This is a genomic window from Streptomyces sp. NBC_01012, from assembly GCF_045162755.1.
GTDB lineage: Bacteria > Actinomycetota > Actinomycetes > Streptomycetales > Streptomycetaceae > Streptomyces.
On sequence record NZ_CP108688.1, the window covers coordinates 1,383,087 to 1,410,070 of the forward strand.

The 26,984-nt window shown below is 70.8% G+C and carries 24 protein-coding genes; 12 read left to right on the forward strand and 12 right to left on the reverse strand.

Features of this window, described 5'->3' with window-relative positions:
* The first annotated feature begins 7 nt into the window (after positions 1-7).
* The 7 genes from cysC (at position 8) to OG623_RS06005 (ending at position 6,683) form a co-directional block, all read left to right on the forward strand.
* Complete coding sequence (cysC, locus tag OG623_RS05975) at positions 8-553, forward strand: adenylyl-sulfate kinase (protein WP_362894316.1); 546 nt, start codon at positions 8-10, stop codon at positions 551-553.
* Positions 550-1,485, forward strand: coding sequence for a sulfate adenylyltransferase subunit CysD (cysD, locus tag OG623_RS05980; protein ID WP_406144932.1), 936 nt, complete (start codon positions 550-552; stop codon positions 1,483-1,485). Before cysC ends, cysD begins: the two co-directional genes overlap by 4 nt.
* Before the next feature lie 2 nt (positions 1,486-1,487).
* Complete coding sequence (locus tag OG623_RS05985) at positions 1,488-2,834, forward strand: sulfate adenylyltransferase subunit 1 (RefSeq protein WP_406144934.1); 1,347 nt, start codon at positions 1,488-1,490, stop codon at positions 2,832-2,834.
* Positions 2,835-3,107: 273 nt separating this feature from the next.
* Positions 3,108-4,223 (forward strand): aliphatic sulfonate ABC transporter substrate-binding protein, encoded by a 1,116-nt coding sequence (locus tag OG623_RS05990; protein ID WP_406144936.1) that lies wholly within the window; start codon positions 3,108-3,110, stop codon positions 4,221-4,223.
* Positions 4,224-4,268: 45 nt separating this feature from the next.
* On the forward strand, positions 4,269-5,060 hold the full coding sequence (locus OG623_RS05995; RefSeq protein ID WP_406144938.1) for an ABC transporter ATP-binding protein: 792 nt from the start codon (positions 4,269-4,271) through the stop codon (positions 5,058-5,060).
* Positions 5,047-5,925, forward strand: coding sequence for an ABC transporter permease (locus tag OG623_RS06000; RefSeq protein ID WP_406144940.1), 879 nt, complete (start codon positions 5,047-5,049; stop codon positions 5,923-5,925). Before OG623_RS05995 ends, OG623_RS06000 begins: the two co-directional genes overlap by 14 nt.
* A gap of 5 nt (positions 5,926-5,930) precedes the next feature.
* On the forward strand, positions 5,931-6,683 hold the full coding sequence (locus OG623_RS06005; RefSeq protein ID WP_406144942.1) for a sirohydrochlorin chelatase: 753 nt from the start codon (positions 5,931-5,933) through the stop codon (positions 6,681-6,683).
* Between the two features lie 89 nt (positions 6,684-6,772).
* Here OG623_RS06005 and OG623_RS06010 read toward each other — a convergent pair whose 3' ends face one another.
* The 8 genes from OG623_RS06010 to OG623_RS06045 all read right to left on the reverse strand — a co-directional run bounded on the left by OG623_RS06010 (position 6,773) and on the right by OG623_RS06045 (position 15,143).
* Positions 6,773-7,690 (reverse strand): S1 family peptidase, encoded by a 918-nt coding sequence (locus tag OG623_RS06010; protein ID WP_406144944.1) that lies wholly within the window; start codon positions 7,688-7,690, stop codon positions 6,773-6,775.
* A gap of 560 nt (positions 7,691-8,250) precedes the next feature.
* A complete protein-coding gene (locus tag OG623_RS06015; RefSeq protein WP_406144946.1) occupies positions 8,251-8,634 on the reverse strand; it encodes a DUF4440 domain-containing protein in 384 nt (127 codons plus the stop codon).
* Positions 8,627-9,175: a DUF1697 domain-containing protein gene (locus tag OG623_RS06020; RefSeq protein ID WP_406144948.1), complete on the reverse strand. Its 549-nt coding sequence runs from the start codon at positions 9,173-9,175 to the stop codon at positions 8,627-8,629. Before OG623_RS06020 ends, OG623_RS06015 begins: the two co-directional genes overlap by 8 nt.
* Before the next feature lie 125 nt (positions 9,176-9,300).
* A complete protein-coding gene (locus OG623_RS06025) occupies positions 9,301-10,503 on the reverse strand; it encodes a S8 family peptidase (protein WP_406144950.1) in 1,203 nt (400 codons plus the stop codon).
* A gap of 246 nt (positions 10,504-10,749) precedes the next feature.
* Positions 10,750-11,958 (reverse strand): macrolide-inactivating glycosyltransferase, encoded by a 1,209-nt coding sequence (gene mgt, locus OG623_RS06030; RefSeq protein ID WP_406144952.1) that lies wholly within the window; start codon positions 11,956-11,958, stop codon positions 10,750-10,752.
* Between the two features lie 88 nt (positions 11,959-12,046).
* Entirely contained in the window at positions 12,047-13,345 is a 1,299-nt protein-coding gene (locus OG623_RS06035; RefSeq protein ID WP_406144954.1) for an ABC transporter substrate-binding protein, read from the reverse strand.
* Positions 13,345-14,184: a carbohydrate ABC transporter permease gene (locus OG623_RS06040; protein WP_406144956.1), complete on the reverse strand. Its 840-nt coding sequence runs from the start codon at positions 14,182-14,184 to the stop codon at positions 13,345-13,347. The genes OG623_RS06035 and OG623_RS06040 overlap by 1 nt, the downstream gene beginning before the upstream one ends.
* Entirely contained in the window at positions 14,181-15,143 is a 963-nt protein-coding gene (locus tag OG623_RS06045) for a carbohydrate ABC transporter permease (protein WP_406144958.1), read from the reverse strand. Before OG623_RS06045 ends, OG623_RS06040 begins: the two co-directional genes overlap by 4 nt.
* A gap of 124 nt (positions 15,144-15,267) precedes the next feature.
* On the opposite strand from OG623_RS06045, the gene OG623_RS06050 reads away from it, so the two are divergent.
* Both OG623_RS06050 and OG623_RS06055 read left to right on the forward strand, forming a co-directional pair.
* Positions 15,268-16,134 (forward strand): phosphotransferase enzyme family protein, encoded by an 867-nt coding sequence (locus tag OG623_RS06050; RefSeq protein ID WP_406144960.1) that lies wholly within the window; start codon positions 15,268-15,270, stop codon positions 16,132-16,134.
* Positions 16,135-16,262: 128 nt separating this feature from the next.
* A complete protein-coding gene (locus tag OG623_RS06055) occupies positions 16,263-16,616 on the forward strand; it encodes a DUF4333 domain-containing protein (protein WP_406144962.1) in 354 nt (117 codons plus the stop codon).
* A gap of 86 nt (positions 16,617-16,702) precedes the next feature.
* Here OG623_RS06055 and OG623_RS06060 read toward each other — a convergent pair whose 3' ends face one another.
* On the reverse strand, positions 16,703-17,416 hold the full coding sequence (locus tag OG623_RS06060) for a 3'-5' exonuclease (RefSeq protein ID WP_406144964.1): 714 nt from the start codon (positions 17,414-17,416) through the stop codon (positions 16,703-16,705).
* A 78-nt stretch (positions 17,417-17,494) separates the two neighbouring features.
* Positions 17,495-18,727: an SAV2148 family HEPN domain-containing protein gene (locus OG623_RS06065; protein ID WP_362894334.1), complete on the reverse strand. Its 1,233-nt coding sequence runs from the start codon at positions 18,725-18,727 to the stop codon at positions 17,495-17,497.
* Between the two features lie 379 nt (positions 18,728-19,106).
* Between OG623_RS06065 and glgX the strand changes: the two genes are divergently transcribed.
* Together glgX and treY are read left to right on the forward strand one after the other, a co-directional pair.
* A complete protein-coding gene (glgX, locus tag OG623_RS06070) occupies positions 19,107-21,266 on the forward strand; it encodes a glycogen debranching protein GlgX (protein WP_406144966.1) in 2,160 nt (719 codons plus the stop codon).
* Between the two features lie 123 nt (positions 21,267-21,389).
* Positions 21,390-23,777: a malto-oligosyltrehalose synthase gene (gene treY / locus OG623_RS06075; protein WP_406144968.1), complete on the forward strand. Its 2,388-nt coding sequence runs from the start codon at positions 21,390-21,392 to the stop codon at positions 23,775-23,777.
* A gap of 2 nt (positions 23,778-23,779) precedes the next feature.
* On the opposite strand, the gene OG623_RS06080 is transcribed toward treY, so the two are convergent.
* The gene (locus OG623_RS06080; RefSeq protein ID WP_406144970.1) at positions 23,780-24,349 is read right to left on the reverse strand and encodes an FHA domain-containing protein; all 570 of its coding nucleotides are present in this window, start codon (positions 24,347-24,349) and stop codon (positions 23,780-23,782) included.
* Between the two features lie 167 nt (positions 24,350-24,516).
* Here OG623_RS06080 and OG623_RS06085 point away from each other — a divergent pair, with 167 nt between their 5' ends.
* Complete coding sequence (locus OG623_RS06085; protein ID WP_406144972.1) at positions 24,517-25,476, forward strand: GNAT family N-acetyltransferase; 960 nt, start codon at positions 24,517-24,519, stop codon at positions 25,474-25,476.
* Positions 25,477-25,500: 24 nt separating this feature from the next.
* Here the strand turns inward: OG623_RS06085 and OG623_RS06090 are convergent, their stop codons facing one another.
* Positions 25,501-26,895: a GH1 family beta-glucosidase gene (locus OG623_RS06090; protein ID WP_406144974.1), complete on the reverse strand. Its 1,395-nt coding sequence runs from the start codon at positions 26,893-26,895 to the stop codon at positions 25,501-25,503.
* Between the last annotated feature and the right edge of the window lie 89 nt (positions 26,896-26,984).

The following is a 26,984-nucleotide window of genomic DNA, read 5'->3' on the forward strand; positions in this document are numbered from 1 at the left end:
GATATCGATGAGCGTGACGGAGACGGGAGCCACCGTCTGGCTCACCGGACTGCCGAGCGCGGGCAAGACCACCATCGCCTACGAGCTGGCGGGCCGGCTGCGCGCCGACGGCCACCGGGTGGAGGTGCTCGACGGTGACGAGATCCGTGAGTTCCTCTCCGCGGGCCTCGGCTTCTCCCGCGAGGACCGGCACACCAACGTCCAGCGGATCGGCTTCGTCGCCGAACTGCTGGCCGCCAACGGTGTGAAGGCACTCGTCCCCGTCATCGCGCCCTACGCCGACAGCCGTGACGCGGTGCGCAAGCGTCATCAGCAGGAGGGCACCGCGTATCTGGAGGTGCATGTCGCGACCCCGGTCGAGGTGTGCTCGGAGCGCGATGTGAAGGGTCTTTACGCCAAGCAGGCAGCAGGCGAGATCAGTGGTCTCACCGGGGTGGACGACCCCTACGAGGCACCCGATTCGCCGGATCTGCGGATCGAGTCGCACCAGCAGACCGTGCAGGAGTCCGCAGCGGCGCTTCGTGCGCTGCTCACCGAGAGGGGCCTGGCGTGAGCACCGTCGCCACCGTGCCGGATGGCACCGTCAACCCGTACGCACTGAGCCACCTGGACTCCCTGGAGTCCGAGGCGGCGCACATCTTCCGTGAGGTGGCGGGTGAGTTCGAGCGGCCGGTGATCCTCTTCTCCGGCGGCAAGGACTCGATCCTGATGCTGCATCTCGCGCTGAAGGCGTTCGCCCCGGCGCCCATCCCCTTCACGCTGCTGCACGTGGACACCGGGCACAACTTCCCCGAGGTACTCGACTACCGCGACCGCACCGTCGAGAAGCACGGACTGCGTCTGCACGTCGCCTCCGTCCAGGAGTACATCGACGCGGGCAAGCTGCGCGAGCGTCCCGACGGCACCCGCAACCCGTTGCAGACCGTCCCGCTCACCGAGGCCATCCAGCAGCACCGCTTCGACGCGGTGTTCGGCGGCGGACGCCGTGACGAGGAGAAGGCCCGCGCCAAGGAGCGCGTCTTCTCCCTGCGCGACGAGTTCTCCCAGTGGGACCCTCGCCGCCAGCGCCCGGAGCTGTGGCAGCTCTACAACGGCCGCCACGCGCCCGGCGAGCACGTCCGTGTCTTCCCCATCTCCAACTGGACCGAACTCGACGTCTGGCAGTACATCGAGCGCGAGGGCATCGAGCTCCCGGAGATCTACTTCGCCCATGAGCGCGAGGTCTTCAGCCGCTCCGGCATGTGGCTCACCGCCGGCGACTGGGGCGGCCCCAAGGAGCACGAGCGGACCGAGACCCGCCAGGTGCGCTACCGCACCGTCGGCGACATGTCCTGCACCGGCGCCGTCGACTCCGACGCCACCACCCTGGACGCCGTGATCACCGAGATCGCCGCCTCCCGGCTCACCGAACGCGGCGCCACCCGCGCCGACGACAAGATGTCGGAAGCCGCGATGGAAGACCGCAAGCGCGAGGGGTATTTCTAGACATGACCACCACCACCGAGCAGCTCTCGGCGACCACCCTGCTGCGGTTCGCCACCGCCGGGTCCGTCGACGACGGCAAGTCCACCCTTGTCGGGCGGCTCCTGCACGACTCCAAGTCGGTCCTCACCGACCAGCTGGAGGCCGTCGCGCTGGCCTCCACCAACCGGGGCCAGGAGGCACCCGACCTGGCGCTCCTCACCGACGGGCTGCGGGCGGAGCGTGAGCAGGGCATCACCATCGATGTCGCCTACCGCTACTTCGCCACACCGCGGCGCCGCTTCATCCTCGCGGACACCCCGGGCCATGTGCAGTACACCCGCAACATGGTCACCGGCGCGTCGACGGCCGAGCTGGCCGTCGTCCTCGTCGATGCCCGCAACGGTGTCGTCGAGCAGACCCGCAGGCACGCCGCCGTCGCCGCTCTGCTGCGTGTCCCCCATGTGGTCCTCGCCGTCAACAAGATGGACCTCGTGGACTACGCGGAGCCCGTGTTCGCCGCGATCGCCGAGGAGTTCACCGCGTACGCCGCCTCGCTCGGCGTCCCGGAGATCACCGCGATCCCGATCTCGGCGCTGGCCGGCGACAACGTCGTGGAACCCTCCGCCCACATGGACTGGTACGGCGGCCCGACGGTCCTGGAGCACCTGGAGACGGTGCCGGTCAGCCATGACCTCACCGAGTGCCACGCGCGCTTCCCCGTGCAGTACGTGATCCGCCCGCAGACCAGCGAGCACCCCGACTACCGGGGCTACGCAGGTCAGATCGCCGCCGGGGTGTTCCGGGTCGGCGAGAGCGTGGCCGTGCTGCCGTCCGGGCGCAGCACGACGATCGAGGGCATCGAGGCACTCGGCGCGAGCGTCGACATGGCCTGGGCGCCGCAGTCGGTGACGATCCGGCTCGCCGACGACATCGACGTGTCACGGGGCGACCTGATCGCCCCCACCGACGACGCCCCCGCCGTCACGCAGGACGTCGAGGCGACCGTCTGCCATGTGGCCGACCAGCCCCTCACGGTGGGTCAGCGGGTGCTGCTCAAGCACACCACCCGGACGGTCAAGGCGATCGTCAAGGACATACCGTCGCGGCTCACCCTGGACGACCTCTCCCAGCACCCGGCTCCCGGGCAGCTGGTGGCCAACGACATCGGGCGGGTCGTCGTGCGTACCGCCGAGCCGCTCGCGCTCGACGCCTACGCCGACTCGCGGCGCACCGGATCGTTCCTGCTGATCGATCCCGCCGACGGCACGACGCTGACGGCCGGTATGGCGGGCGCCTCGTTCGCCGCCGTCGCCGAGGGGGCGGCGGCCGACGCGGACACCTCCGCCGAGGACGCGGAGTGGGACTTCTGATGGCGAACGACTTCTTCTCCACCTTCGCCAAGGAGGGCGGCCGGGTCGGCAGCGGCGCCCGCGGATGGGGGCACCCCCTGCTCGAGCGGAGTCGAGAGCTTGGGGGAGGACTGGGCGGGGTCGGGCGATGTGCGTGCTGACGTACGCGCACTGCCTGCGCGCCCGCTCGTACGACCCGCACCACCCGATCAGACGAAGACCTGCCGACCGCCCGGTCGCGCCACCCGACTCCGGGGGGACGTGAGCACCGGGCCAACGAGAGGAAAGCCTCCCGTGCCTGCCACCCGTACCACTCTCCGCCGCAGTCTCGCCGCAGCCGCGGCTCTGCCGCTGCTCGCCGTGGCGCTCACCGCCTGCGGTTACGGTTCCGAGGCGGACGACGACGACTCCGCGAAGTCGACCGCCTCCACCGGCGGGAAGAAGCTCTCGGCGGACACCGTGAAGCTCGGTTACTTCCCTAACCTCACACACGCCACCGCCCTGGTCGGTATCCAGGAAGGCCTCATCGCCAAGGAGCTCGGCGGCACCACGGTCAAGCCCTCGACCTTCAACGCCGGGCCCTCCGAGATCGAGGCGCTCAACGCGGGGTCCATCGACATCGGCTTCATCGGCCCCTCCCCCTCGATCAACGGCTACACCAAGTCCAAGGGCCAGAGCCTGCGGATCCTCGGCGGCTCGGCCTCCGGCGGCGTGAAGCTCGTCGTGAACCCGAAGAAGATCAAGACCCTGGACGACCTCAAGGGCAAGAAGATCGCCACCCCGCAGCTCGGCAACACCCAGGACGTGGCCTTCCTCAACTGGATATCCGAGAAGGGCTGGAAGGTCGACGCCCAGAGCGGCAAGGGCGACGTCTCCGTCGTACGCTCCGACAACAAGGTGACCCCGGACGCCTTCAAGTCGGGTTCCCTGGACGGCGCCTGGGTCCCGGAGCCGACCGCTTCGAAGCTGGTCTCCGAGGGCGGCAAGGTCCTGCTCGACGAGTCGACGCTGTGGCCGGACGACAAGTTCGTCATCACGAACATCATCGTGTCGCAGAAGTTCCTCACCGAGCACCCGGACGTCGTGGACGCGGTGCTCAAGGGCACGGTGAACACCAACAAGTGGATCAACGCCAACCCGGACGAGGCGAAGGCCTCGGCCAACAAGGCGCTGGAGAAGCTGAGCGGCAAGGCGCTGCCCGACGAGGTCCTCGACCCGGCGTGGGAGTCCATCGACATCACCGACGACCCGCTGGCCGCCACGCTCGAAGCGCAGGCCGACCACGCGGTCAAGGCCGGTCTGCTGGAGAAGCCCGACCTCAAGGGCATCTACGACCTCAAGCCGCTGAACAAGGTCCTCAAGGCCGAGGGACAGCCCGAGGTCGACGACGCCGGTCTCGGCGTCGAGTAGACCGACCGCACCAGGATCCCCGATGACTCCCAGGAGGTGACGACCATGGCGACCACCACCCTCACCAAGGCCGAGGACCGCGCGGCGGTCGAGCACGCCGCTCGTCTCACGAACGTGTCCAAGTCCTTCGCCGGACCCACCGGGCGGCAGCTCGTCCTGGACGACATCACGCTCGATGTCGCTCCGGGCGAGTTCGTCACCCTGCTGGGAGCATCCGGGTGCGGCAAGTCGACGCTGCTCAACCTGGTGGCCGGACTCGACCGCCCGACCGCGGGGTCCATCGAGACCCCCGGCGGGCGGCCGGCCCTGATGTTCCAGGAGCACGCGCTGTTCCCGTGGCTGACCGCGGGCAAGAACATCGAACTGGCCCTGCGGCTGCGCGGGGTACCGAAGTCGGAGCGCCGCCCGGAGGCGGAGCGGCTGCTCGAACTCGTGCGCCTCGGCGGGGCGTACGGCAAGCGGGTGCACGAGCTCTCGGGCGGGATGCGCCAGCGGGTGGCGATGGCGAGGGCGCTCGCCCAGGACAGCCAACTGCTGCTGATGGACGAGCCGTTCGCCGCGCTCGACGCCATCACCCGCGATGTGCTGCACGACGAACTGACCCGGATCTGGCGCGAGACGAACGCCTCCGTCCTCTTCGTCACCCACAACGTGCGTGAGGCGGTACGGCTCGCCGAGCGCGTCGTCCTACTCTCCTCTCGCCCCGGCCGGGTCGCCCGGGAGTGGACGGTCGACATCGAGCAGCCGCGCCGCATCGAGGACACCGCCGTGGCGGAGCTGTCCGTAGAGATCACCGAACAACTGCGTGGGGAGATCCGCCGTCATGGCCAGCACTGAGACGAAGGCCGACGACCTGGCGGGGCTGGAGGCCGGCCTCGACGCCCTCGACGCCGTACAGGTGCGCAGGACGCCGACCCGCGAGATCCTGCTCAACAAGGTCCTGCCACCGGTCGTCGCGGTCGTCCTGGTCGTCCTGGTCTGGCAGGTGCTGGTCTGGGCGAAGGTCACCGACGACTACAAGTTGCCGCCGCCGTCCGCGGTCTGGGACAGCCTGACCGACATGTGGGCGAAGGGCACCCTGCTCGAGGTCATCTGGACCAGCGTGTCGCGCGGTCTGCTCGGCTTCGTGATGGCTGTCGTCATCGGTACGCCGCTGGGTCTGCTGGTCGCACGGGTGAAGCTGGTCAGGGCCGCGATCGGCCCGATCCTCTCGGGGCTGCAGTCCCTGCCGTCCGTGGCGTGGGTGGCGCCGGCCATCATCTGGCTGGGCCTGGACGACAAGACGATGTACGCGGTGATCCTGCTCGGCGCGGTGCCCTCCGTCGCCAACGGGCTGGTCTCCGGCGTCGACCAGGTGCCGCCGCTGTTCCTGCGCGCGGGCCGCACGATCGGCGCGACGGGGTTGCGTGGCACGGTCCACATCGTCCTGCCGGCCGCGCTGCCCGGCTATCTGGCGGGCCTCAAGCAGGGCTGGGCGTTCTCCTGGCGCTCACTGATGGCCGCCGAGATCATCGCGTCGTCGCCCGACCTGGGTCTGGGGCTCGGCCAGCTGCTGGAGAACGGCCGCAACAACTTCGACATGCCGGGGATCTTCCTGGCGATCCTGCTCATCCTGTTCGTCGGTATCGCGATCGACCTGCTGATCTTCAGCCCGCTGGAGCGGCGGGTGCTGCGCGGCCGCGGTCTCCTCGTCAGGAGCTGAGTTCCATGGCCTCCCCCGTCCTGCTCGTCGTCGCCCACGGCAGCCGCGACCCGCGGCACGCGGCGACCGTGCACGCGCTCACCGCGCGGATACGGTCGCTGCGGCCCGGGCTGCGTGTGGAGACGGGCTTCCTGGAATTCAACGCCCCGTCCGTGCCCCGGGTGCTGGAACGGCTGGCCGCCGACGGCACGGACGAGGTCGTCGCGCTTCCGCTGCTGCTCACCCGCGCCTTCCACGCCAAGGCGGACATCCCGTCGGTGCTGCGCGAGGCCCGCGCACGGCTGCCGCGGCTGCGGATCGGTCAGGCCGATGTACTCGGTCCGGACCCGCTGCTGAACGCGGCACTGGAACAGCGGCTGTACGAGGCCGGGGTGCGCCCCGGCGACAAGAGCTCGACCGGTCTCGTCCTGGCATCGGCGGGCTCCACCGACCCGGAGGCGATCGCAGTGATCGCTGAAATCGCGCGGGAGCTGCGGCACACCGGCTGGTGCGCCGTGCGGCCTGCGTTCGCCTCCGCATCTCTCCCCAGGACCGCCGATGTCGTGCGGTCCCTGCGCGCCGACGGTGTGGACCGGGTGGCGGTCGCGCCGTACGTCATCGCGCCCGGCCGGCTCCCCGACCGCATCGCGACGGGGGCAGAGGAGGCCGGGGCCGATGTACTGGCCGGCGTGCTGGGCCCGTCCCCCGCGCTGGCCCGGCTGCTGCTGACCCGGTACGACGAGGCGCGCGTGCCGGTGACCGGGGCGATGAGCGCCTGAGGACCGAACGGCAACGGGCCGCGCTCGGTGAGCGCGGCCCGTCGGCAGGTGGTGCGTGCGTGCGGGTCCCGATGGCCCGCGTGCGTCTCCTAGAAGACGCTGACGCCGTAGGCGCTCAGCGCCTCGGTGACGGGCTGGAAGAACGTGGTGCCGCCGGAGGAGCAGTTGCCGCTGCCGCCGGAGGTGAGGCCGAGCGCCGTGGAGCCGGAGAACAGCGAGCCGCCGCTGTCACCGGGCTCGGCGCAGACGTTGGTCTGGATCAGGCCGCTGACGATGTCGCCGCTGCCGTAGTTCACCGTGGCGTTGAGGCCGGTGACGGTGCCGCTGTGGACACCGGTGGTGGAGCCGCTGCGCTTGACGCTCTGACCGACGCTGGGGGTCGCGGCGGAGGTGATGTCCTGGTAGCTGCCGTTGTAGAGGTAGACCGAGCCCTCCGCCGCGGCGGAGTTGCTGAGCCGGATCAGACCGTAGTCGTTGCCCGGGAAGCTGGAGCCGGCGCGGGTGCCGAGCGTCGTGCTCTGTCCGGAGTTGGTGTACCAGGTGCTGCCTATCTCGGTGCAGTGCCCGGCGGTCAGCGCGTAGTAGGTGCTGCCGCTGCGGACGTTGAAGCCGAGGGAGCATCGGCCGCCGCTGGCGTAGATGGCCTGTCCGCCTGCGATGAGCTTGTTGAACGTACCGTCGGTGTGCTTGATGTCGGCCTTCGCGCCCGAGTCCGTGACCGACTTCTCGATCGTGGCGATCTCGGCGGAGCTGACCGTGCTGTCGACCGTCACGACGACCTTGCCGGTGCTCGCGTCGGTGTACCAGGCGGTGCCGGCGATGTCGGCGCCGCGCACGGCGGAACTGGCGTCGGCCAGGGCGGCCTTGGACACGGTGGCGTCCGGGGCCGCCTGGGCGACCGCGGTGGGGGCCGCCAGCGCCACGGCGGTGACCAGGCCGGAGGTCGCCGCGATGAGGCGAGCACGTCTGGAGAGCGAGGTGAGGGGAGCGAAGCGCTTGAAGGTCACAGGATCCTCCGTCATCGGGGGGTGTACCGGCCCACTGGGTGGGCGGGCCGGGTAGTACGGCCGTCCTCGACCAGCGGGTTCTGGTCGTGGACCTGCCAACCGCACGCCTCGAATCCTTGACTCCGCTTGAGCCGGTGACAAGGTCGCCTTCCGGACCTCGACGGAGAACGGACCCTGAACTCCGATATGCGTGCCAGGTAACTTCCGAACAGCGGCGTCCGCCCACCGAACGGAGGAGGGCAGCGAATTGCAGCAAAGCCCCTGATGCCGAGTGGACTTCGGCCGCTTTCTACGCGCATCGCGTTCACACACACCGGCCCTGCCCGGCAGGGGCGCGCCGACCGGTCCGCGCGGCCCGGAACGGGCGTGCCGCCGCATGGCCCGTTCGGGCGGCTTACCGGCGTTTTGACCGGGCGCGCCGGATGGCCGGAATCAGCCCTTCCAGCGAGAACCGGACGCGTTTCGGGCACGGAGCAGGCGCACTTCAGTCCGGTACCGCCCTCTTGCGGAACGGCGCCCGCGTATGCAGCGGGGGTGCGGCGGAACCCGGAACCGCGGGCTCAGACCTCGGCGAACGGATCGTCGATGAAGGGCGTCGCCTGATGGAAGTAGAGCATCCAGCCGGATCCGGTCAGCCGCCACAGTGAACTGCGGTGGGAGCGCAGGCCCTTGGACTCCGTGTCGAAGGTGAGGTGCACCAGGTCGGGTGCGAGCTGCTCGCCCCGCATCCGGGACGCGGTGAGCGGTCCGGGGCGCGGCGCGCCAGGGGCCGTGAGCATGGCGATGATCGTGTCCCGCTCCCACAGCCGGCCGCTGGTACCGATCTCCCGGAAGTCGGGGTGCAGCAGCGTCGCCAGGACATCCGCCGAGGCACGCACGACGGGGTCGAGGAGGCGGAGCTCGCCCTCGATGGCTGCGGCCACGGCGGCCGGGGGCTCAGTCACGCGTCATCTCCGCAAGCTTGACCACGGTGTTCCAGTTTCGGCTGGTGGCGACGAGACCGCGGTTGAGCGCGGGCCGCCCGAGTGCCACGGCGAGCTTGGAGCGGCCGAGTCCGTCGGGCGCGTACAGATACAGGGCACGGTCCCCCAGCCGGAACTCCTCCGGGCGGAAGGCCTCGGCGTCGAGCGGCGCGAACCGTGCCGCGTCGACCGGCTTGTCGAAGTACGTGACGTGCAGCTGCTTCGCGTCGAGCTCGGCGGCCGGGAACGGACAGGTCGCGACCACGTCCGCGAGATAGCCGCCGGGGCGGACGACGCAGTCGACCGGAAAGCCGAACCGCTCCTCGATGGCCCGCTCCAGCTCGGCACGCAGGGCGTCCTCGTCCCCCGACGCGCCGCGGAATACCGCGTTGCCGCTCTGCAGATGGGTGGCGACGTCCTCGTGCCCCAGCTCCCCGAGCAGCGCCCGGAGTTCCGGCATCGGGACCCGCCGGTGGCCGCCGACATTGATCCCCCGCAGCAGCGCCGCGTACATCGTACTCATGGTCCATACCTTAGACCGGCCGGCGAACAGGGCCTTGGAGTTCCGCACCCGAACGGGCCGCCGCGCCCCGTGGGGGAGGGCGCGGCGGCCGTCCGTCTGTTCTCTGTCAGGCCTTGCCCGGCCTGCTACTCCACGACCTTCAGGAGCTTGTTGGGCGTGCCCTGGGAGGCGTTGGAGATGGCGTCCGGGGTGGCCCCTTCGGTGAGCGCGTCGGAGACCTCCTCAGGGGTGGCGTCCGTGTGCCCGCCGAGGTAGAGCGCCGCGGCACCCACGACGTGCGGAGTGGCCATCGACGTACCGGAGATGGTGTCGGAGCCGGTGTCGCTGTCGTTCCACGCCGAGGTGATGTCCGAACCCGGGGCGTAGATGTCCACGAGCGAGCCGTAGTTGGAGAACGACGACTGCTCGTCGTCCACCGTCGACGAGGCGACCGTGATGGCCTCGGGGACGCGCGCCGGGGAGCTCTCGCTCGCGTCGCTGGACTCGTTGCCCGCGGCCACCCCGTAGGTGACTCCGGAGGCGATGGACTTCTGGACCGCCGCGTCGAGCGCCTCGTCCACGCCGCCGCCGAGGCTCATGTTGGCGACGGACGGGCCCTCGTGGTTCTCGGTGACCCAGTCGATGCCGGCGACGACCTGCTCGGTGGTGCCCGAGCCCGAGTCGTCGAGGACCCGGACGGCCACGATGTTGGCCTTCTTGGCGACGCCGTACGTCGCACCGGCGATGGTGCCGGCCACGTGCGTCCCGTGACCGTAGCCGTCGTCGGCGTCATCGTCGTCGTCCACGGCGTCGTAGCCGTAGCTCGCCCGGCCCTCGAACTCCTCGTGCGTGATGCGGACGCCGGTGTCGATGACGTACGCGGTCACGCCCTCACCCGCGCTGTCCGGGTAGTTGTACGCGTCGTCACCGGCGGTGTCGGTCTGGTCGATGCGGTCCAGGCCCCAGGACGGCGGGTTGTCCTGGGTGGCGTCGACGTGGAACTTCTTGTTCTGGACGACCTTCGAGACGGCCGGGTCGGCGGCGAGCCGCTTGGCCTCGGTCTCCGAGAGCCCGCTGGCGGAGAAGCCGTTGATGGCCGACGTGTAGTTGCGCTGGAGCTTGCCGCCGTACTGCTTGGCCAGGTCGGCCTTGTCGGCCTTCTGGTCCAGCATCACGATGTAGCTGCCGGAGACAGCTGTCGCCGCGTCCGCGCCGTAGACGGTGCCCAGCGCGGGCGCCGGGGCGGCACCGGCCATGGGGCTGGCGAGCAGGGTGACACCGGCGGCCGCTGCCACAGCGGTGATCGCGGCGGTGAGCTTGACCGAGCGTATGCGCTTGTTAATTGCCATGAAGAGGGGGTCTCCTCGTCATTCTTTGTGGGGGGATTAACCCTCGGCCGGAAAATCTCCGGGGGTTGCCTCGAAACACTGCTCGATTGACGCGCCCAGATCAAGAACTTCATGCATCCGTCACGTACTCGGCAAGTTATGGACACAAAAAACCTGGGCACTTCCCGTCAAGTCGGACGTACTGCCGAGTAGTTCATGAACACCGGGGCCGCACCCCCGCCACCCGAAGGGGTGAATCCGGCCCGATCAGGCCTGCCGGACGGGGAGTTCGGCCTCGATGAGGTCCGCGGCACGCGGCGCCCCGCCCTCGGCCGCCATCCGCTCCTGGATCCGCGCCAGCCGCGCCGCCACGTCCGGGTCGTCCACCAGGGCGAGCACGGCGGCACGCAGGGACGCGGCGTCGGCCTCCTCCTTGGCCAGCCGCCGGGCGACGCCGAGTGCCTGGAGCATGTCGGCGTTGCCGAACTGGTCGACGGCCTGCGGGACCGCGACCATCGGGGTACCGGTGGCGAGCCCCTCCTGGCTGCCGCCGGCGCCCGCGTGGGTGATGAAGGCGTCCGCCTGCTTCAGCACGGACAACTGCGGGACCCAGGAGTGAAGCTCGACGTTGTCGGGTACGTCACCGAGTGCGGCGGGGTCGACGTGGGCCCCGATCTGCAGCACCACATGCCAGCCGCGGAGATCACCGAACGCGTCGACGCACGCCCGGTAGAACCCGGGCTCGTCGGTGAACGACGAACCGAGGGAGACCAGCAGGACCCTTTCGGCACCGGCGGGCCGCTCCCACTCGCCCTGGTCGGCGCGGTCGCCCTGGCAGGCGCCGACGAAGGTGAACCTGGTGTGGTCCACCCGCCCGGCGTTCGGCTGGAGCGCCTCGGGGATCAGCACCAGTCCGCGGCGCGGCCGGGCGACGAAGTCGTCCGAGGAGAGGTCGCCCAGGCCGTTCTCCGTGAGCCAGGCCGCGAAGCGCGCGTAGTAGGCCCGGCCCCGCTCGGTCTGCTTCAGCCCGGCTGTCGCCGGCTCCCCCACCTCCTCGGCGTATCCCTCCCAGGGGACCAGGTTGGGCCAGAGCTGGACGGCGGGCACGCCCCAGCGGTGGGCGAGCACACGGGCCGGGTAGGAGGTGATGTCGTGCAGGACGAGGTCGGGCTCGTCCCCCTCGAAGGCGTCGGCGAGCTTCGGGAGCGCCTGGACGGCGTCGTCGAGGAACGGCTCGATGTTGTCGATGAGTTCGGTCCCCCAGGCCTCCGGATTGTCCTCGGTGGGCAGCACCGAGGTGTAGATCACCGGTTCGGCCCCCGTGGCGGCGACCTTCTCGGCGAAGGAGGCGGGGATGGCGTAGCTGACGCGGTGTCCACGGGTGACGAGCTCCCGGATCACTTCGAGACTCGGGTTCACGTGCCCGTGGGCGGCGATGGAGAACATGGCGACATGGGCGCGCGGGGTCGTATGCATGCCCCGACCCTAGACGAGACGGTTCGTCTCGCCCACTCGTTTTCCGGGTGGTGCCCACTCGTTTTCCGGGTCGCTCCCGGTCGCGCGCTCAGCGCTGGTAGCGGGCCAGCACCCGGTTCCCGTCGTCGACCAGACGTCTCTCCAGCTCATCGGCGCCGATGGCCCCGCTGTAGTACTCCTGGAGCGCGGGCGTGGCGACCTTGTCCTTCCACTCGGGGTAGCCGCGCACCGACTGCGCGGGGGCCGGCCGCAGCGCCCCGGCGAGTGCGGTGCCCGTCGCCCAGCCGTTCTTCCCGGTGTGCAGCGAGGGATCCCGCAGTGCCTCGGTGCCGGTCGGCAGCATCCAGTCACCCCTGGCGAGGCGCACCATGTTGGCGGGGCGCAGCAGGAAGTCGATGAACCGCGCGGCCTCCTTCTTGTGCGGGCTGTCCTCGGCGACCGAGAGAGTCTGCGGACTGACCCCCTGGGCCAATCCCCCGCTGCCGGCCGGCATGGGCAGCACCGTCCAGTCGAAGCCCTCGGGTGCCTGCTCGACGACCTGCTGGCGGTAGGAGAAGCCCAGCGGGACCATGGCGTACTTGCCGCCGAAGAATCCGGGCAGGGTGTCCGAGCCTCCCATCCCGAGGGCCCCACGCGCCGCGCTGCGGTCGGAGTTGACCTGGTCCCTGACCGTGTCGGGCATGACCTGGTCGCCCTTGCCCGACCGGATGGTCACCTTGCCGTCCGCGCCGCGGTGGAAGAGCCGGCCGCCGGCGGAGAGGCCCAGATTGAGGGTGACGGAGACCGGCTCCTTGAGCGGCCAGGCGACCCCGTACGTCCCCTTCTCCGTCAGCCGGTCGGTGACCTGCCGGAATTCCGGCCAGCTCCAGGGCTTCTCGGGGGTCGGGATCCGGGCACCCGACGACCTGAGGATCTCGGTGTTCGCGATCAGGACCCTGGGCTCCTGGAGGAAGGGGACTCCGTAGACACCGCCGTCGAAGGTGGTGGCCTGCCAGGACCGCTGCGGGATGTCCTGGGTCAGCCGGTCGGGCAGCAGGCTCCGCAGATCGGCGAGGTATCCGCCGTACGCGAAGTCCGCGAGGTCGTCGGACGCGTCGTGGATGATGTCGGGCGCCTCACCGCCCTCGAAGGAGGTGAGCAGCTGGTCGTGGACGTTGTCCCAGCTGCCCTGGACGTAGTCCACCTGGATGTCCGGATGGGCGGCGTTCCACTCGCGTACGAGTTGTTCGTTGGCGTCGACGGACTCCTTCTGCCAGGCCAGCGACTGGAAGCTGAGCCTGATCGTGCCGTCGGCGTCCGCGCCCCGGCGGCCCTGGTCCGAGCAGCCGGCCAGCAGGAGGGCGAGCGCGGTGGCCGCGGCGGCGAGCGCGGGCAGGTGGCGGCGCATCAGTGCTTCACCGCCCCGGCCGTCAGACCGCCGGTGATGCGCCTCTGGACGACCGCGAAGAGCACGAGCGAGGGCAGGGTGGCGAGGAACGCGGCGGCGGCGAGCGGGCCGAGGTCCGCGGCACCCTCCGCGCCGAGGAAATGGGTGAGTACGACCGGCAAGGTCTGCTTCTCCGGTGTCTTGAGCAGGACGAGCGCGAAGAAGAACTCGTTCCATGCGGTGATGAACGCGAAGAGGGCGGTGGCGACGATCCCGGGGGCCAGCAGCGGCGCGGTGACCGACACGAGGATCCGCGCCTTTCCCGCCCCGTCGACGGCCGCGGCCTCCTCCAGCTCGGCCGGCACCGCCCGTACGTATCCGGCGAGCATCCAGAGCGCGAAGGGGAGCGACCAGACGACGTACACCAGGGTCAGCCCCCACAACGAGTTGATCAGGTGCAGGTACTTCAGGACCAGGAACAGCGGAATGATCACCAGGACGAAGGGAAACGCCTGGCTGACCACGACCCAGCCGGTGGCGGCCGTGGCCAGCCGACCGCGGTGGCGGGCCATCACATAGGCCATGGGCGTGGCGATGACGACCGCGATCAGGGCGGCGCAGACCGCCGCGGTGAGCGAATTGGCGGCGGCCCGCAGCAGCGGCTGCTCGTCGAAGGCCTGCCGGAAGTTGTCCAGCGTCGGATTCGCGGGAATCCAGGTGGGGTGCAGCGAGCCGAGCTCACGGGCCGGCTTGAAGGCGGTGGAGATCAGCCAGAGGAAGGGGAACGCCAGGAAGACGAGGTAGCACAGGAGCGCGGCGTACTGCCCGGCGCGCGCGGTTCTGCCCGTACGAAGACTCATGCGTCCTCGCCTCCCCTGAGCCGGCCGACGAGAAAGAGGGCGAGCAGCACCGAGATGACGGCGACCATCACACATCCCATCGCGGCGGCGTAGCCGAACTGTCCGTAGCGGAAGGCCTCTTCGTAGGCGAAGAGCATGGGCAGCCTGGTGCGTCCGCCGGGTCCGCCGTTGGTCAGGACGTAGACCAGGGCGAAGGAATTGAAGTTCCAGATGAGGTTGAGGGCGCTGATCGCCAGGGCCACCGGCCGGATGGCCGGCCAGGTGACCGTACGGAAACGGCGCCAGGCACCGGCCCCGTCGAGGGCGGCCGCCTCGTGGAGTTCGTCCGGGGTGTTCTGCAGGCCGGCCAGCAGCGCCACGGTGGTCTGCGGCATCCCGGCCCAGACGCCCACGATGATCACGGCGGGCAGCGCGGTGGCGAGTCCGGTCAGCCAGTCCCTGCCGTCGCCGAGGCCGAGATCGCGGATGGTCTCGTTGAGGATGCCGGCGTCCGGGTTGTAGACCAGGCGCCACATGATGCCGACGACGACCTCGGGCATGGCCCAGGGGATGATCGCCAGCGCCCTGGCGAGCCAGCGCATCCGCAGGTTCGCGTTGAGCAGCAGCGCCAGGCCGAGGGCGAGCAGGAACTGCGGGACCGTGACCCCGACCGCCCACAGCAGGCCGATCCGGAAGGACTCCCAGAACAGGGAGTCGTGCAGCAGGTCCTGGAAGTTGAGGACACCGACCCACTGGGTGGAGCGGGTGCGGCCCGACTGCGCGTCGGTGAAGGCCAGCAGGATGCCGTACAGCAGAGGGCCCACGCTGAGGATCAGGATCGGGATCAGCGCGGGCAGCACCAGGAACCAGGTGGCGCCGTCCCGCCGACGCGCGTCACCCCGTCGGCCTCGCCCGCCCCGTGGGCCCTGTGCGTCTGGGCCCTTACGCCCGGACCGCGTCATCGCGGTCGCCAGTGTCATGAATTCGACCCCTTTATCCCTTGGATCGGTTTCATCCCCTTATGGCTGCCGAGGCGGCCCCCGTCATCGTGCTGACGGGCCGCCCGTCCGTCAAGGTGGCCTGCGAGGATGAGAAAATCCAGCCATGGACGACATGCGTGCGCGCGAGGTACTGACCGCCGCCGGACTTCCCGCCGACGCGGAGCTCCTCGCGCTGGGCGAGAACGCGGTGTTCGGCTTCGGCGGCCTGGTGGCCAAGGTCGGCCGGGACGCCGCACACCACCCGGAGCTGCGGGAGCGGGCCGAGCGCGAGGTGGCCGTCGCCCGGTGGCTGGCGGCATCGGGGGTTCCCGCCGTGCGCGCCGCCGAACCCCGGGCCCGCCTGGTGGAGGGGCATCCCGTGACCCTGTGGCACCGGCTGCCCGAGGCCGTGCGCCCGTCCGAACCGCGCGATCTGGCCCCGCTGCTCACCCAGGTGCACGCGCTGCCCGCCCCGGAGGACTTCACACTGCCGCGCCGTGAGCTGCTCGGTGGTGTCGAGCGCTGGCTGCGGCTCGCGGGTGACGCCATCGATCCCGCCGACGCCGACTATCTGCGCGGCCGGCGCGACGGCTTCGCGAAGGCCGCGGCGGCCCTCGCCCCGCACCTGCCGCCCGGCCCCGTCCACGGCGACGCGCTCCCGCGCAATGTCCATGTCGGCCCGGACGGACCGGTGCTGGTCGACCTGGAGACCTTCTCCGCCGACCTGCGCGAGCACGACCTGGTGGTCCTCGCGCTCTCCCGCGACCGCTACGGGCTGCCCGCCGAGGCCTACGACGCGTTCACCGAGGCGTACGGCTGGGACGTACGCACCTGGGACGGCTGCGCGGTGCTGCGCGGCGCCCGTGAGACCGCGAGCTGCGCCTGGGTCTCCCAGCACGCCCCGGCGAATCCCCGGGCGCTGGCGGAATTCCGGCGCCGGGTGGCGTCACTGCGCGAGGACGACCCCGAGGTGCGCTGGTATCCGTTCTGAACGGCTGCACCGCTGTTACGCGGTTGGAGCGGGGAGTCACCGTTTCGCGGCTACGATCCTGAGCTGAGCACGGCGGCACAGCTGCCTCCGGCCCACCGTCCCCGTTGATCCTAAAATTGGAGTACCCCATGCCCATAGCCCACCTGAACGTGGCGAAGTGGAGCCTTTCGGCCCTCGCCGCCGGTGTGCTGCTCGCAGGCTGCTCGGGCTCGGTCAGCATCGGGAACTCGGAGCCGAAGATGGCTTCGGACAAGCTGGCCGACACGGTCGCCGAGAAGCTCGCCAGCACCATGAACCAGCCGAAGCCCGACATCACCTGCCCCGACGATCTCGTCGGGAAGGTGGACACCACCACGCGTTGCACGCTGAACGCGGAGGACGGCAGCACCCTGGGCGTCACGGTCACCGTCACCGGGGTCGACGGCGAGAAGATCAGCTTCGACATCAAGGCCGACGACACCCCCACCCCGGCCCCGAACTGACACCCGGCGTCAGGACCCGCTCCCGGCCGCGCCGGCCGACCCGGTCAACGCATCCCGGTCAGCACATCCGAGTCAGCGCAGCCCGGTCAGCGCATCCGGGGGATGAGCGGCCAGGCCGCTTCGACCACGGCCGCCGGATCCGCGGTGCGCCGCAAATAGGCCTGCAGGGAGAGCGACTGCTCGGCCGCCGCGCGCACCTGGAGGCCGTGCAGGTCGGCCAGCGGCATCACCCCGACCGGCTGATGCGTCTCGCCCATACGCCGCACCACACGGGCGGCGGCCACGGCGTCCGCCCGCGCGTCGTGCGCGTCCTCCAGCTCCACCCCGTAGTGGGCGCACAGTGCGTGCAGGGCCCGCTTGCCCTTCCGGTACTTGTCGACGTGCTTGTCGATCACCAGTGGGTCGATGACGGGCGAAGGCGCGTCGCCCAGACGCTCGCTGACCGACGCGACCGCGTACCTCCGGCACTCGCGGTCGAGCAGCGACAGGTCGTAGCGCGCGTTCATCACGACCAGCGGTGTCCCCGAGCGCGGCCCGTCGGCGACGGCATCCGCGATCTCCTCGATCGCGGATGCCGCGGGCGCCCCGTGCTCACGGGCGCGCTCCGTCGAGATGCCGTGGATCGCGGTGGCCTGCTCGGGTATGGCCACACCGGGATTCAGCAGCCAGGTCCGCTCCTGGGACACGGATCCATCGGCCTCGATCCGGACGACCGCCGCCGTCACGACACGGTCGGTCTCGACGTCCGTCCCCGTGGTCTCCAGGTCGAACGCCAGCAGCGGTCCGCTGATCCAGCTCATCCCGTACCTCCTTCTGTGGTGCGTTCCCCCAAGTGAGGACCACCTTCGCACGCCCCACTGACAACGCCGGAAGAGGCGTCAGGAAACCGGCCTGGAGTCCGTCCAGACCGACTCGAACTCCTCGCGGTACGTCTCGAAGAGTCCGTGCTCGCTGTCCTGCCCCGCCCTGACCACCGCACGCCCACCGCCCCGCAGCACGAGCACCGGCGCCTCCATGCCGCGTGCGCGCCGCAGATACGGCTGGACGACGCCGACCGCGTCGGGCCCGTCGCCGTCCACCAGATAGGCCGTGAAGCGCGGCGTCTCGTCGAAGACATGGATCTGGAAGGCGCCCGGGTCGCGGAGCTTGGAGCGGACCCGGCGCATATGGAGGATGTTCATCTCCACGGAGCGGCTGAGCTCGCCCTTCTTGAGCCCCAGTTCACGCTCCCGGCGCTTGACCGCGCTGCTGGCCGGATTGAGGAACAGCAGCCTGACCCGGCAGCCCGACTCGGCGAGGCGGACAAGCCGGCGTCCCGAGAAGTTCTGCGTGAGTAGATTGAGCCCGATGCCGATCGCATCCAGCCTGCGCGCTCCGCCGAACAGGTCCTCGGCGGGCAGCTGCCGTTGCAGCCGCACCCGGTCGGGGTGGACGGAGACCACATCGGCGTAGCGGTCGCCGACCAGCTCCTCCACGGCGTCCACCGGCAGCCGGTCGGCGGACGGGACCGCCGCGCCGCTGCCGAGGATCTCCAGCAGCCGCCCCGATGCCCGCTCGGCCTGCGCGAGGACCGCCTCGTTGAGCGCGCGGTTGCGGGAGACGACGTTGCGCGCCACCTCCAGCTCGTCCAGCGCGAGCTCCACCTCGCGGCGGTCGTCGAAGTACGGCTCGAAGCAGGGCCAGTGCTGGACCATCAGCTCCCGCAGCTGCGGAAGCGTGAGGAAGCTCAGGACGTTGTCGTCGGCCGGGTCGAGCAGATAGCCCTTGCGGCGCGAGACCTCCCGGACCGCCACGGCACGCTGCACCCACTCCTGGCCCGCGGGTCCCGCCGCCGCCACCACCCAGTCCTCGCCGTGCACCGGCTCGTAGATCGGCCGGATCACGGCGGAGACCACGGCGCGCAGCCGCTGTTCCACCAGATTCAGCCAGATGTACGCCCGCCCGGCGCGCTGGGCCCTGGTGCGCACCTCGTTCCAGGCGTCCGCTCCCCAGTCCAGCTCGGCACCGATCTCCATGGGCTGTGCGAGGGAGACGGCCCCCGGCGGGGCATCGGTCGATTCCCCCTCGTGACCCGCGTCACCTGGGGGCAGCTCGAACCCTCCCGAGCTCACCCGCGCACCGCCTTCCGCTCCCCCACCAACGATCAAGGAAGGGTACTCCGGGAGCGGGAGCCGGTGCAGCCGGATGCACAGGCTCCTCACTCAACTCCCGTGATCCACAGGCTTGTTCCATGCGGCGAGATCGGGTGGAGTGAGATGGTTCATAGTGATTGCGCACCCCTTGGCGCACCGTACGCAGGGCCGAGGGGCCACCGGGCGACCCGGACCCCCTGTCCGGGCGACACGGAGGTGCACCGGGTTGACCGGCCCGGCGCGATCATGCGACGGGATCCGGCCGCACCGGCCGACGTACTAGGTACAGGACCGTCTTTCGGGGAGTATCGGGGCGAAACCCCCCAGCACCCGGATCAGAAGTGGAAGAGTCCTATCTATGCAGGTCTGGCCGGGACACGCGTATCCTCTCGGCGCCACGTACGACGGCGCCGGAACCAACTTCGCGGTCTTCTCGGAGGCCGCCGACCGGATCGAGTTGTGCCTTCTGCACGACGACGGTTCAGAAACGGCGGTGGAGCTCCGCGAGACCGACGCCTTCGTCCGTCACGCCTATCTGCCCGGAGTGATGCCGGGCCAGCGCTACGGCTTCCGGGTGCACGGACCGTACGAGCCGCGGCACGGGCAGCGCTGCAATTCGGCGAAGCTGCTCCTCGATCCGTACGCACGTGCGATCTCGGGGAAGATCCAGTGGGGCGAGGCGGTGTACGGCTACCCGTTCGGCAAGCCGGACGAGCGCAATGACCTCGACTCGGCGCCGCACACGATGAGCTCGGTGGTGGTCAATCCGTACTTCGACTGGGGTGACGACCGCCGCCCGCGCACCGACTACCACCGCACGGTGATCTACGAGGCCCATGTGAAGGGCCTGACGATGCTTCACCCCGGCCTGCCCGATGAGCTGCGCGGCACCTACGCCGGCCTCGCGCACCCCGAGATCATCGCGCATCTGACGGAGCTGGGCGTCACCGCGATCGAGCTGATGCCCGTGCACCAGTTCGTCCAGGACCACCGGCTCGCCGACGCGGGCCTGGCCAACTACTGGGGCTACAACACCATCGGCTTCTTCGCCCCGCACAACGCCTACGCCTCCTGGGGCGACCGCGGCGAGCAGGTGCTGGAGTTCAAGCAGGCGGTGAAGGCGCTGCACCAGGCGGGCATCGAGGTGATCCTCGACGTGGTCTACAACCACACCGCCGAGGGCAACCACCTCGGTCCGACGCTCTCCTTCCGCGGCCTGGACAACGCCTCGTACTACCGCCTGGCCGACGACCAGACGTACTACATGGACACCACCGGCACGGGGAACTCCCTGCTGATGCGGTCCCCGCACGTCCTCCAGCTGATCATGGACTCCCTGCGGTACTGGGTGACCGAGATGCATGTGGACGGCTTCCGCTTCGATCTGGCGGCGACACTCGCGCGCCAGTTCCACGAGGTGGACCGGCTGTCCTCCTTCTTCGACCTGGTGCAGCAGGACCCCGTGGTCAGCCAGGTGAAGCTGATCGCCGAGCCCTGGGACGTGGGCGAGGGCGGCTACCAGGTGGGGAACTTCCCACCGCTGTGGACCGAGTGGAACGGCAAGTACCGCGACACGGTGCGCGATCTGTGGCGGGGTGAGCCCCGGACCCTCGCGGAGTTCGCCGGGCGCCTCACGGGCTCGTCCGATCTCTACCAGGACGACGGCAGGCGCCCGCTGGCCTCGATCAACTTCACCACCTGCCACGACGGTTTCACCCTGCACGACCTCGTCTCGTACAACGACAAGCGCAACGACGCCAACGGCGAGGGCAACCGGGACGGCGAGAGCCACAACCGCTCGTGGAACTGCGGGGCCGAGGGCGAGACCGAGGACAAGGAGGTCCTGGAGCTGCGCAGCCGGCAGATGCGCAACTTCATCGCGACGCTGATGCTCTCCCAGGGCGTGCCCATGCTGAGCCATGGCGACGAGTTCGCCCGGACGCAGCGGGGCAACAACAACGGCTACTGCCAGGACAACGAGCTCTCCTGGGTCCACTGGCCCGACCCGGCCGCCGTCTCGCGCGCCGAGGACGGCGGAGAGGACGGCGGCGGCTCCACGGACACCAGCCTGCTGGAGTTCACCCGGTCCATGGTCTGGCTGCGCCGCGACCACCCGGTGTTCCGCCGCAGACGCTTCTTCCACGGCCGTCCGGTGGAGGGCACGCACGACGAGCTGTCCGACATCGCGTGGTTCACCCCCAGGGGCGACGAGATGACACAGCGGGACTGGCAGGCCGCACACGCCAAGGCCATGACGGTCTTCCTCAACGGCCACGCGATCTCCGAGCCGGGGCCGCGCGGTGAGCGGATCTCCGACGACTCCTTCCTCCTCATGTTCAACGCGAGCGCCGACAGACTGGACTTCGCCGTTCCGACGAACCACGGCAAGCAGTGGCAGGTCGTCGTGGACACGGCGATCCCGGACGGGGTGCCGCCGGGTGCAGGGCCCAAGGTGTCGGCGGGCGAGCGGGTGACGCTCGTCGGGCGGAGCCTGACGGTCCTCAAGCGTCCGGCGTAGGCCCCCGGGTACGGGCCCCGGAGTAGGCCGATGGGGTGACCGGCACCGGGCGGGCGCCGCCAGGGCGGTGCCGGGTGGCGCGGGAGAGGGGAGAGAGGCGGAACGCTGGGTACGTACGAATCCATGACGCCCACCGCCACGTACCGGCTTCAGCTCCAACCGGACTTCCCGTTCGCCGCAGCGGCGGACGCCGTGCCGTACCTCGCCGAGCTCGGCGTCTCCCATCTGCATCTGTCTCCCGTCCTGGAGGCCGTGCCCGGCTCGGGGCACGGCTACGACGTCGTCGACCACAGCACGGTGCGGGCCGAGCTCGGCGGTGAGGAGGGGCTGCGGGCGCTGGCGGGCACGGCACGCGCCCATGGCCTCGGGCTGATCCTGGACATCGTGCCGAACCACATGGCCGCGGCGCCCCGGTACAACCTGCCGCTGTGGGAGGTGCTGCGCGAGGGCCCGGATTCCCCGTACGCCCGCTGGTTCGACATCGACTGGGCGGCGGGTGGCGGGAAGGTGCTGCTGCCCGTGCTGGCCGGGCGCTTCGGGCAGGAGAGCGGCAGCTTCGAGCCGGGCACGCGGGACGACGGCACGCCCGTGCTCCGCTACGGCGACCTGGAGTTTCCCCTGCGCGAGGGTACGGCCGGCCTTCCGCTGCCGGAGCTGCTGGCCGCCCAGCACTACCGGCTCGCCTGGTGGCGGCTGGCCAGGACGGAGCTGAACTACCGGCGCTTCTTCACGATCTCCGAGCTGATCGGTGTCCGGGTGGAGCACCCCGAGGTCTTCGACGCCACCCACGGCAAGATTCTCGAACTGGTCGGCGACGGGGTCGTCGAGGGGCTGCGCATCGACCATCCGGACGGGCTGGCCGACCCCGCCGCGTATCTCGGGCGGCTCGGCGACGCCTCCGACGGGCGGTGGACGGTGGTGGAGAAGATCCTCACCGGGTCCGAGGCCCTGCCGGCCGGCTGGGCGGTCGCGGGGACGACCGGGTACGACGCCCTGCACCGGATCGACGGGCTGTTCACCGACCCGATGGGCGCGGCCGACCTGCTCGGCCGCTACCGGGACTTCGCGGGCCCTCCGGGTGACCGCGGCGGCTACTGGACCGCGACCGTCCGCCGTGCGGCGTACCGGGTGGTCACCCATGAGCTGGCCGCCGAGACGGAGTGGCTGACCCGTCTCGCCGTCGAGGCGTGCGCGGGGGATCCGGCACTGCGCGACCACGCGCCGTGGGCGCTGCACACGGCGGTGCGCGAGCTGCTGGTGCGGGTGCCCGTTTACCGCCCGTACGTGACCGCGGGCGGCCCGCTCACGGAGATCGCCGAGTCGACGCTGCCGGCCGAGGCGGTGCGGGATGCCAGGGCGGTGTTCGCGGTCTCCCAGGAGGCGGACGCCGTCGACGTGGTGCGGGATCTGGCACTGGGCAGGCTCGGCGAGGGGCCCGAGCACACGGCGTTCTGCGCCAGGTTCGCGCAGACCGCGTCGGCGCTGCATGCCAAGTCGGTGGAGGACACGGCGTTCTACCGCTACGTGCCACTGATCTCCGCGACCGAGGTGGGCGGTGACCCGGGCCGCCCCGCGGTGAGCCCGGAGGAGTTCCACGCCTTCTGCGCCCGGATCGCGCGGGACTGGCCGGCCACCGGCACGGTGCTGACCACGCACGACACCAAGCGCAGCGGGGACGTACGCGCCCGGATCGCGGTCCTCTCCGAATGCCCCGAGCTGTGGTCGGCGCTGGTGGCGCGGCTGTCCAGGGCCGTGTCGGTGCCGGCCCCCGACCCCCAGCTGGCCTGGGGCGCCTGGCAGTCGGCGTACGGCTGCGCGGGCCTCGACGCCGGTGAGATGGCGGGCAGGCTGGAGCCGGCGCTGCTGAAGTCGGTGCGCGAGGCGGGCCTGTTCACCAGCTGGACCGAGCCGGATCCCGCGTACGAGCGGGCGGTGACCGACTTCGTGGCGGCGGGCCCCGGCAGCGACGCGGGCGAGGCCAGATCGATGATGACCGGGTTCGCGGAGTCGCTCGCCCCGTTCGCTCGGGCCAATGTGCTCGGTGCCGCGCTGGTGCATCTGACGATGCCCGGTGTGCCCGATCTGTATCAGGGCACGGAGCGGGAGTACATCGCCCTGGTCGACCCGGACAACCGGCGGCCGTTCGCCGTGCCCTCCGCGGACCGCGACGAGAAGACCGCGCTGACCTCGGCCGCGCTGCGCCTGCGCCGGGAGCGCCCGGAGGTCTTCGGCGAGTCGGGCACCTACGCCCCGCTGACGGCACGGGGCCCCGGGGCCGCGCACTGTCTGGCGTTCTGCCGGTCCGGTGAGGTGGTCACGGCGGTGACCCGGCTGTCGCTCAGGCTCGACGAGGAGGGCGGCTGGCGCGACACGGAGCTGACGCTGCCCGACGAGGGCCCGTGGAGCGATCTGCTGTCGGCGGGCCGGGAGTTCACGGGGCCCACCGTCCCCGTGGCGCGGCTCTTCGCCGACCGGCCGGTGGCGCTGCTGGCGAGGGCCCCGGGACGCTGAGCTCAGGCCGGAGGCACGGGCAGGGACGCGGTGAGCCGGAAGGCCATCCGTCCGAAGCTCACCTGGTCGCCGTCGCTCACCGTGACCGCGCCGACGACCCGCTGGCCGTTGACGCACGTGCCGTTCGTCGAGCCCAGGTCGCGCAGGATCCACCGGCTGCCGTACGCGGTCAGTTCGGCGTGCAGCCGTGACACCGTCTCGTGGTTGAGCCGGAGCCCGTTGCCCGGGTCGCGGCCGATGCGCAGCGGGTGCGGTCCCGGCATCGGCAGCAGAAGCTTGGGCAGCCGCTCGGACTGCCACGCCCTGCGCAGCCTGGCCGGAAAGGCCGAGACCTCGCCCACCGCGCGGAACAGACCGCGGGACCAGCGCCCGCCGCCCGGCTCCAGGTCCGAGGTGAGCGCCTTGAGTTCCTCGGAGCGCCGGGCGGTGAGGGCCAGTTCCATGCGCCGCAGGAAGGTGTCGTGGGAGAGCTTCCCCTGTGCGGCGCCGTCTCTGAGCACACCGAGTACACGGTCGCGCTCGGCGTCCGAGAGCCGCGCGGGATACGTGTAGGACTCGAAGGAGGACGTCACGACAGCAATTGTCGGGCCGAGGGGCCCGAGGTGTCCAGACGATGCCGGTTCCCGGCCGCCCTGACCAGGGCGACTGTGAACAATTACCGCGCGGCGGCCGTGCGGACGTTGTTATCGTCGCGCGCCGCCTCCAGCAGGACGCGGCGTGCACGCGTCGAGGAGAATTCGTGACCCCTGCACCACCGGAACTGACCGTCCGTCCGCTCACCGGAGCGGATGAACTCGGTCTCTTCCAGCGCCTTTCCTATGTGCTCGACCATGAGCTCGCCGACGACCTCGCCACGGGCCGTCGCCGCCCCGAGTGGATGTGGGTGGCCGTGCGCGGCGACCGCGTCGTGGGCCGGCTCTCCTGGTGGACGGGCCAGGAGGGCGGCGATCCCCAGTTCCTGGACTTCTTCGACCTGGACGACACCCTGCCGGAGCCGGAGCGCGGGGCGATCGGCCTGGAGCTGGTGGAGCAGGCGACCGCCGCGGTCGTGCCCGCCGGGGCGGCGCGGCCCGAGTACGGCCGCTACGTCCCGCCGGACTGGCACGAGGACCCCGCCGTGCGCGAGGTCGTGGAGGCCCGTATCCGGGTCATGGAGGCGAGCGGCGCCCGGTTGCTCGTGGAGCGGCTGCGTCTTGAGTGGCGGGCGGGCACACCGGTGCCGGAGGACACGGGCCGGCTGGTGTTCCGGGAGGTCACCGGGCGCGAGGACCTCGTCGCGCTGATGACCCCGGTGATGGAGGGCACCCTGGACGCGCACGGCCAGCAGGACCTGGCGTCCGGGCTGAGTGCCCGCGAGGCCGCGGAGAAGCACTACGACGAGGAGTTCGCCGGCCTCCGCACGCCGCGGGACTGGTGGCGGGTCGCCGCGCTGCCGAGCGGTGAGCCGGTGGGCTTCGTCGTCCCGGCGCGCAACAACTACCACCCGATGATCGCCTATATCGGGGTGCTGCCGGCGCACCGGGGGCACGGCTACATCGACGACATCCTGGCCGAGGGCACCCGGGTGCTCGCCGCGCAGGACGTGGAGCGCATCAGGGCGGCGACCGACCTCGGCAACGTCCCGATGGCGAAGTCCTTCGAGCGCCTGGGCTACGTCAACTTCGAGCGGTCCTTCGACATGGTGTGGGACCAGCCGTAGGGCGCGCGTTCACTCGGCGCGGGCTCACCCGGAGGCGCGTTCACCTGATGTGAGCGCAGGCCCGTCCGCGCCGCCGGTGCGCTGGGCGCGGATCACGTCGCGGTACCAGGCGTAGGACTCCTTGGGGGTGCGCTTGAGCGTCTCGTAGTCGATGTGGACCAGGCCGAACCGTTTGCTGGCGCCCTCCGTCCACTCGACGTTGTCGGTCAGTGACCAGGTGAAGTAGCCGCGTACGTCCACGCCCGCGTCGATGGCCGTACGCAGCGCCTCCAGGTGCCCTTCCAGGAAGGCGATGCGGCGGCCGTCGGCGACGGGCTCGTCGACCGCGCAGCCGTTCTCCGTGATGTAGACGGGCGGCAGCCGGTCGCCGAAGCGGTCCCGCAGCCCGCCGAGCGTCTCGGCGAGCCCCTGGGGGACGACGGGCCAGCCGAAGTCGGTGGTGTCGTAGCCCTCGATCTCCCTGATGCCGAAGGGGAGCCCGGCGGGCATCGGGTAGCCCGAGAAGGAGCCGAGCGCCTCGGGCGTGGGGGCACCGACCAGGGTCGGGTTGTAGTAGTTGACGCCGTACCAGTCCAGGGGCGTGGAGATGACCTTGAGGTCGTCGTCGACGGGCCCCGGCATCAGCGCGGCGAACCCGTCGTCGGGGTAGCGGCCGGTGAGGACCGGGTCGGCGAACAGCCAGTTGGTCAGGGTGTCGTAGATCTCCGCTCCCGCCCGGTCCTCGTCGGAGTCCCCCGCCGTCCAGACGGGGGTGTGCGAGAGCGCGATGCCGATGTTCTCCGCGCCGGCCGCGCGCAGTGCCCGCGCGGCCAGTCCGTGTGCGAGCAGCTGGTGGTGGGCGGCCGGCAGGGCGTCGAAGAGGAGGGTGTGGCCGGGGGCGTGCTCGCCGAGGGCGTAGCCGAGCATCGTGACCTCGGCCGGTTCGTTGATGGTGATCCACATGGGGACCCGGTCGGCGAGACGTTCGGCGACGATGCCCGCGTACTCGGCGAAGCGGTAGGCGGTGTCGCGGTTGAGCCAGCCGCCCTCCTCGTCCAGCGGGAGCGGGGTGTCCCAGTGGTAGAGCGTGGGGGCGGGGGTGATGCCGTGGGCACAGAGTTCGTCGACGAGCCGGTCGTAGAAGTCGAGGCCCGCCGGGTTGAGCGCGCCGCTGCCGCCGGGGACGACCCGGGGCCAGCTGATCGAGAAGCGGAAGGCGTCGGCGCCGAGTCCGGCGAGCAGGGCCACGTCCTCGCGGTAGTGCTCGTGGAAGCCGGTGCCGCGTGTGGTGTCGGTGCCGTCCTTGATGCGGCCGGGCTGTGCGGCGAAGGCGTCCCAGCCGGAGAGCCCCTTGCCGTCGGTGTCGAAGGCCCCTTCCGTCTGGAAGGCGGAGGCTGAGGCTCCCCACAGGAAGCCGGGTGGGAAGGTCGGAACGGACATCGCGGCCTCCAGCAGCCGTAAGAGGGACCTTGTACTTCTGCCCGGGCTCGCCGCGTATGAGCAGAACCCGGCAGGGCAATGATCAGGAC